The sequence below is a fragment of the Pseudomonas sp. C321 genome (assembly GCF_055407105.1).
The window spans coordinates 1-5703 of sequence record NZ_JBUZRB010000020.1 but is presented as its reverse complement, the minus strand read 5'-3'; the positions used below and the strand labels follow the sequence as shown (position 1 = coordinate 5703).

General features: G+C 61.4%; 9 protein-coding genes and 1 pseudogene. 9 read left to right on the top strand and 1 reads right to left on the bottom strand.

Annotated features, from left to right (window positions below):
- The 3 genes from ACZRJ6_RS26110 to ACZRJ6_RS26100 form a co-directional block, all read left to right on the top strand.
- On the top strand, positions 1 to 650 hold a 650-nt coding region (locus ACZRJ6_RS26110), incomplete at its 5' end, for a DNA-primase RepB domain-containing protein (RefSeq protein ID WP_463993566.1).
- Between the two features lie 120 nt (positions 651 to 770).
- Positions 771 to 1673, top strand: coding sequence for a plasmid replication initiator TrfA (gene trfA / locus ACZRJ6_RS26105; protein WP_153427749.1), 903 nt, complete (start codon positions 771 to 773; stop codon positions 1671 to 1673).
- Positions 1663 to 1806, top strand: a complete 144-nt coding sequence (locus tag ACZRJ6_RS26100; protein ID WP_153427748.1) for a hypothetical protein — start codon at positions 1663 to 1665, stop codon at positions 1804 to 1806. The genes trfA and ACZRJ6_RS26100 overlap by 11 nt, the downstream gene beginning before the upstream one ends.
- A 52-nt stretch (positions 1807 to 1858) precedes the next feature.
- Here ACZRJ6_RS26100 and qac read toward each other — a convergent pair whose 3' ends face one another.
- The gene (qac, locus tag ACZRJ6_RS26095) at positions 1859 to 2191 is read right to left on the bottom strand and encodes a quaternary ammonium compound efflux SMR transporter QacL (RefSeq protein WP_319382236.1); all 333 of its coding nucleotides are present in this window, start codon (positions 2189 to 2191) and stop codon (positions 1859 to 1861) included.
- 117 nt (positions 2192 to 2308) lie between these two features.
- Here qac and ACZRJ6_RS26090 point away from each other — a divergent pair, with 117 nt between their 5' ends.
- The 6 genes and pseudogenes from ACZRJ6_RS26090 to ACZRJ6_RS26065 all read left to right on the top strand — a co-directional run.
- Complete coding sequence (locus ACZRJ6_RS26090; RefSeq protein ID WP_153427747.1) at positions 2309 to 2533, top strand: hypothetical protein; 225 nt, start codon at positions 2309 to 2311, stop codon at positions 2531 to 2533.
- 553 nt (positions 2534 to 3086) lie between these two features.
- Positions 3087 to 3560 carry a hypothetical protein gene (locus tag ACZRJ6_RS26085; RefSeq protein ID WP_319382238.1) on the top strand — a complete coding sequence of 158 codons (474 nt, stop codon included), beginning with the start codon at positions 3087 to 3089 and terminating at the stop codon, positions 3558 to 3560.
- Between the two features lie 145 nt (positions 3561 to 3705).
- On the top strand, positions 3706 to 4089 hold the full coding sequence (locus ACZRJ6_RS26080) for a plasmid mobilization protein (RefSeq protein WP_443496711.1): 384 nt from the start codon (positions 3706 to 3708) through the stop codon (positions 4087 to 4089).
- A pseudogene (locus tag ACZRJ6_RS26075) lies at positions 4086 to 4451 on the top strand (relaxase/mobilization nuclease domain-containing protein); the annotation flags it as partial. The gene ACZRJ6_RS26080 and the pseudogene ACZRJ6_RS26075, both read left to right, overlap by 4 nt.
- Before the next feature lie 376 nt (positions 4452 to 4827).
- Positions 4828 to 5331 carry an IncQ-type mobilization protein MobB gene (locus tag ACZRJ6_RS26070; protein WP_194286625.1) on the top strand — a complete coding sequence of 168 codons (504 nt, stop codon included), beginning with the start codon at positions 4828 to 4830 and terminating at the stop codon, positions 5329 to 5331.
- Positions 5217 to 5703 (top strand): DNA-primase RepB domain-containing protein (locus ACZRJ6_RS26065; RefSeq protein WP_463930775.1); only part of this gene is annotated, 487 nt, incomplete at its 3' end. The genes ACZRJ6_RS26070 and ACZRJ6_RS26065, both read left to right, overlap by 115 nt.

The following is a 5703-nucleotide window of genomic DNA, read 5'->3' as shown; positions in this document are numbered from 1 at the left end:
GGGTGAAACTATCGGATAAACCGCTATCCCCCGAGGAACGGCGCATTGCCGCCCAAGGGCTGGCCAAGCACTACGGCGGCGACCCCAACAGCGCCGACAGCCGCCACTATGGCCGCTTGGCAGGCTTCACCAACCAGAAGCCACAGCACGCCCGGGAAGGCCGCCAGCCCTACGTACTGGCGCACGAATGCCCCGGAAAGGCCGCTACAGCCGCGCCAGAGCACCTAGAACGCATCCGGCAGGGGGTGGATAGGGTAGAGGCTCAAAAAGAGCGTCAGAGCCGCCTAGAGGCTTTGGAGGGCTACAAGTCGCCCGGTTACGGCTGGACGACCGACCCCGGCCACGAATACCGCAAGCAGGCACAGCGCCTGATGCAGCGTTACGGCAAGACCGCCGACTTCTCGCGGCTGGATTGGATGATTGCCACCGACATGGCCAAGTCTGGCCGGTTCAGCGCGGATGGCATCGCCGGAGCTATCGCCAAGCACTCGCCGCAGGTGGAGAGCCGCAAGGCTGGCCACGTTGAGGACTACGCCCGCAGGACGGCAGAAAAGGCATGGAACGCGCCCGAGGTGGCCGCAGAGCGCCAGCAGCAGGCCGAGCAGGCACGGCAAGCGAAGCGCGACCGTGGCCCCAGCCTTGGGCGTTGATCTTTCCCCCAGCCCGCAGGGCGTGGGGGGCGTGTGTCGGTGTAGCATGAAAAGCGGCGCAGGCAGGGGCTAGACCCCCCGGCCAGCGCCTAACCAAAATGACCTATGTAGGAGGCCAAAATGGCTGATATTGAGGATACCAAGAGCAAGCGCGACCCGCTGGAGTGGGTCAAACAAAAAGCCGCCGAAGTGGCAGCGCAGGCCGAGCAGAAGGCCGCAGAAACACCCCGGCAAATGTTCCTGCCAGGCATGGATGAATTCATGCGGGCGATGCCGAACCACATAGCCAGGTCAAGCCTGTTTGCGCCGGTGGCGCGTGGGCGCAAGCGGATGCACCAGGACACCGTTTTGCAGAGCCGTGGCGATGCGGAAATCCGGTTCTGGGGCGAGCAACTGGACGAAGCACAGGCGGACGTGTGGATGCAGTGCATGAAGGAAGCCCAGCGCCAGCCGCTGGGAACGCCGGTTGTCATCAACCGCGCTGCCTTCCTCCGGGAAATCGGACGCCAAACCGGGAATTACGAATACAAGTGGCTGCACCGCACGATGAAGGCGCTTTCCTTTGCCATGCTGGTGATCGAGGTCACGAAGGCGGATGGCAAGCCCAAGCTGTCCATTGGCAAAACCCGCACGCTGCACCTGATTGCAGGCTTCGACTACGACGAGGCCAGCGAGGAGTACACGCTGACGATAGATCCCCGGTGGCACGCCATGTACGGCAATCGGGAATTTGCCCTGATCGACTGGGAGAAGCGGCGCGAGTTCGGGCGCAATCAGGACATGGCCAAGAGCCTGCAAAGGTTGGTGGCCACGTCTGCCGAAGTTGTGCAGCGGTTCAGCCTGGAATACCTCAAGGGGCGGGCGCAGTCGGCGGGGAGGATGCGGGACTTCCGGGATGCGCTGGAGAAGGCCATGCGCGAATTGGAGCGGCTGGGAATCATTGCTGGAGGTCGCATTGAAAAAAGCACCAGAGGCAAAGAACAGGCCGTATGGACGAAGCTGGGAGGCGGTGATGCTGAATGACTGGGAAACGCCGCCGACAGTCGAAGGGATGATTGTCCGTGCGTGGATTGGCGAGGCTGGGCAGCCAGACGTGATGCATGTGCAAGGCGTTGAGGTTGCCGCCGACATTGGCAACCTAGACCGCCTGAATTAAGCCGCGCCGCGAAGCGGCGTCGGCTTGAATGAATTGTTAGATGCCAACCCGGTCAATGTGCGCTGACCTTGGATAGCAGGTTTAGAACGGCGACGCCACTGACAATAAGTCCCATGCCAATGAACGCCCAGAAGTCTAGTTTTTGGCCATGGAAAATCCAAGCAATAGCTGCCACAAGCACGATGCCAAGCCCAGCCCATACAGCGTAAGCAATACCGACCGGAATGGACTTGACCGCGAGAGACAAGAAATAGAACGCAAGCCCGTAGCCAGCCACAACTACAACGGAAGGAACTAACCTAGTGAATCCATGGCTAGACTTCAGTGCGGAAGTTGCGATGACCTCGCCAAAGATTGCAACAGCCAGAAATATCCAGTTCTTCACGCGCAATCTCCTCTACGGTATGAAGGAGAAATTGTAGTGGCTATGAGTTGCCAAAAACAGTCTTGCGGCTATCGATTTTCTGTGAGCATACGCAACGCCAAATCTGGCATCTAACGAGTGATTGGCGATCCAGACAACCCAGACCCAAACAGGCCATTTCTGCTGATGGGGCGTGCCGGGACGCTGGCAAGACACGGCTACCAAGACGCGGGCAGGCTGATTGGCAAGCGTTGCCTGATCTACTCGGGCGGGCGTTTCGATACCGTCGCCATCGAGCCGGAGCAGGGCGAAGAATGGCCATTGGTGATCTGGATGGAGTACAGCGGCATCCCGTTCCACTGACCAGCGCAGCGAATTACCACCAAGCCCGCCTAGTGCGGGCTTTTTGTATCGCGCTTTATCGGGGTTGCGTCGCGCCTGCATCGGGGTTGCGTCGCGCTTTATCGGGGTTGCGTCGCGCTTTATCGGGGTTGCGTCGCGCCCCCCCTTTGCAAGCCATTGATTTACAAAGGAAAAAAGGGTTGTTTTTCGCTTCTACCTTTCTTCTACCTTTTCTTCTACCAGGGCAGGGCTGTGGATAACCGGGTGAGCGAAGCGAAGCCGGAGGCAAAACAGCCATATCTAGCCCCCCAAAGGGGGGGGAACGGCCCCCATCTGACACACCGCCCCCAGCCCCTGCGGGGCAGTGGGGAAAGGGGGCAGCCCTACGGGCAGCCCAAAGACCGCGCCCCGATAGACCGCCTGCATTTTATCCGTTAGTCTGTGCCTATTGTATCCGCGCAAAGGATAGAAAAATATCACAGCAAAGGATTGTAATTTATCCGCGCAGCGGATATAATTCAATCATCGCAACGGATAATAAAACATCCACCAGACAGATAGAAAGGTATCCGCCGTGCAATTCCGTGAACAGGGTAAAAAAATCCAGTGCATCCGCTCGACCTATGACCCGGCCACCAAACGCAGCCATCAGAAGGTTGTCGCCAGTTTCAACCGCTGGGCGGATAGCTTGCCATCCGATGGATTGGAGGGGCTGACCGAGGCTGAACGCGCCGAGCTGGTGGAGTGGTTCGCTGCGAAGCAAGCCAAGGCGCAGGCCAGCCGCCAGCAGTGGAAGGTGGGCGATGCCCCCCGCACGCTGGCAGACCTGGCCGAATCCATCCGCGCCGCCGACACCTTGACCGCCGACCATGCCGCCAAGATTTGGGCGGGCATGGGCGAGCTGGCCAAGGCGCTACGCAAGGCAGGCCATCCGAAGCCGAAGCGCGAGCGCACGGCCCCGGCTGCCCTTGCTGGACAGGCTGATCTGCTGGCTGAAGCCGCAGAGCCTGCCCCCGCCGTTTTGCCCCCTGCATCGACTGGCGTATGATGGTAGGTGGCGCGGCATATCGGGTTAGAAGCAAGCCATGTTTTCGCTTCGCTCAAACGGCTTGGCATGGGCTGCGCCCCTGCACCCCGGCGGCAGTCGCTGCGCTCTTTGCCGCCTGCCGCACTCATTCGCTGGAGGCTCATTCATGACGGCAGAAACACCCCCGCGCCGTGGGCGAGGTGGCCGCCCCAAGGGCGACCCCGCCGCCGTGCGCGTCTCGACCATTGGCGTTCGCGTGTCGGCTGGCGAATACGCCGACCTACGCGCCAAGGCCGAGCAAATGGGCATGACCCCGGCGCAGTGGCTGCGGGAGGCTGCGCTATCGCGCCGCCTGCCTTCGCCGCCCGTGCCGCCCATCAACCGCGAGCAGTACGCCGAGCTGGCGAGGTTGTCCGGCAACCTCAACCAGTTGGCGCACGCCGCGAATATCGGCCAGAACGTGGCCGTAAATGATGCGCTTTTGCAGCGGCTGGCCGGTGAAGTTTCCCGGCTGCGGCTGGCCCTGATTGGGGCAGGGGGGCGCGAATGATTGCCAAGCTGGTCAAGGGGCGGGGCTTCCGTGGAGCGGCTGAATACGACCTCAACAAAGAGAAGGGGCGCATCATTTCCACGAACATGGCCGGGCAAAATCCGCGCGAACTTGCCGCCGAATTTGGCGAAATTCGCAAGCTTCGCCCGAATTTGGGCAAGGCGGTTTTGCACGTTTCGCTGTCCGCCGCACACGGCGAAAAGCTCACAGACGAGCAATGGCAGGCCATTGGGCAGCGTTATTTGCGCGGCATGGGCTTTACAGATAACCAGTTTGTGATGACCCGGCACACCGACACCGAGCATGAGCACATCCACATTCTGGCCAACCGAATCACCCACGGCGGCGAAGTCGTCAGCGATGGCCAGGACTACAAGCGGCAGGAAACGATCATGCGAGAGATTGAGCGGGATTTCCGCCTGCAACGGGTAGCCCCCAGCGCCGAGGCCGAGCGCCGCGCCCCCACCAAGGGCGAGATCGAGGGCGCAATCCGCACCGGCCAGCCCAGCGCCCGCCAGCAGCTCCAGCAGTTGGCCGATGCAGCGGCCAAGGACTGCCCCGACTTCACCACCTATCAAGAGCGCCTAGAGGCGGCAGGCGTTGAGCTGGTGCCGGTGGCACAGCTTCAAGGCGCGAAGCTGTCCGGCCTGTCGTACCGGCTGGACGGCGTGACCATGAAAGGCAGCGACCTGGGCAAGACCTACACCGCCGCCGGCATCCAGAAAAAGGGCATCAGCTATGAGCAAAACCGAGACTTTGCGGCAGTCCGCCGCAGCATCGAACGAGACGCGGCTAGAGCATTTGGCACACCAGATACAGGAGTTGAGCCAAGCCAAAGCGCAGAGCGCCGAGGCGTTGGCCACGATGCTGGAGCCATTGGCGCAGGCAATGGCCGCACTGACGGACGAGACACGCCAGACGCTGGCCGAGATCGACCGCAAGAGCAGGGAGCAGGGCGAGAAGTTCAGCGGCCAGATCAACGCAGCGGCCAAGGAGTGGAAGGCGGCAGCAGCCGAAGCGCAGAAGGCAGCCGAGGCACTGAACGAGGCAGGCCAGAGGATGGAATGGCGCCATTACCTGCTGGCCGCGCTGGTGGGCATGGTTACGGCGGCAGCCGTGACCGCATCATGGCTTTGGCTGGCACCGCCGACCATCGAGAACCAAATCACGCTGGACGCGCAGAGCGTGGCCGAGCAAATCAGGGGCGCGACCGTACCGGCGAAGCCATCCAGAAGCAAATAAATGCGCTGGGCGTGGAGCGTTTCGAGGTGGGAATTCGCGAAGCCAAGACCGGCCAAATGATGAACCGCGAATGGAGCCGCGCCGAGGTGGAGCAGTCCGCCGCATGGCTCAAACGCATGAACGCCAAGGGCAACGACATTTATATCAGGCCAGCAGGGGAGCATGGGCTAGTGCTGGTGGATGACCTGACGGCGGATAAATTGGCATCCATGAACAAGGATGGTTTTCAATCCGCTGCACGGATAGAAACCTCTCCGGGAAACTTTCAGGCATGGGTGAAACTATCGGATAAACCGCTATCCCCCGAGGAACGGCGCATTGCCGCCCAAGGGCTGGCCAAGCACTACGGCGGCGACCCCAACAGCGCCGACA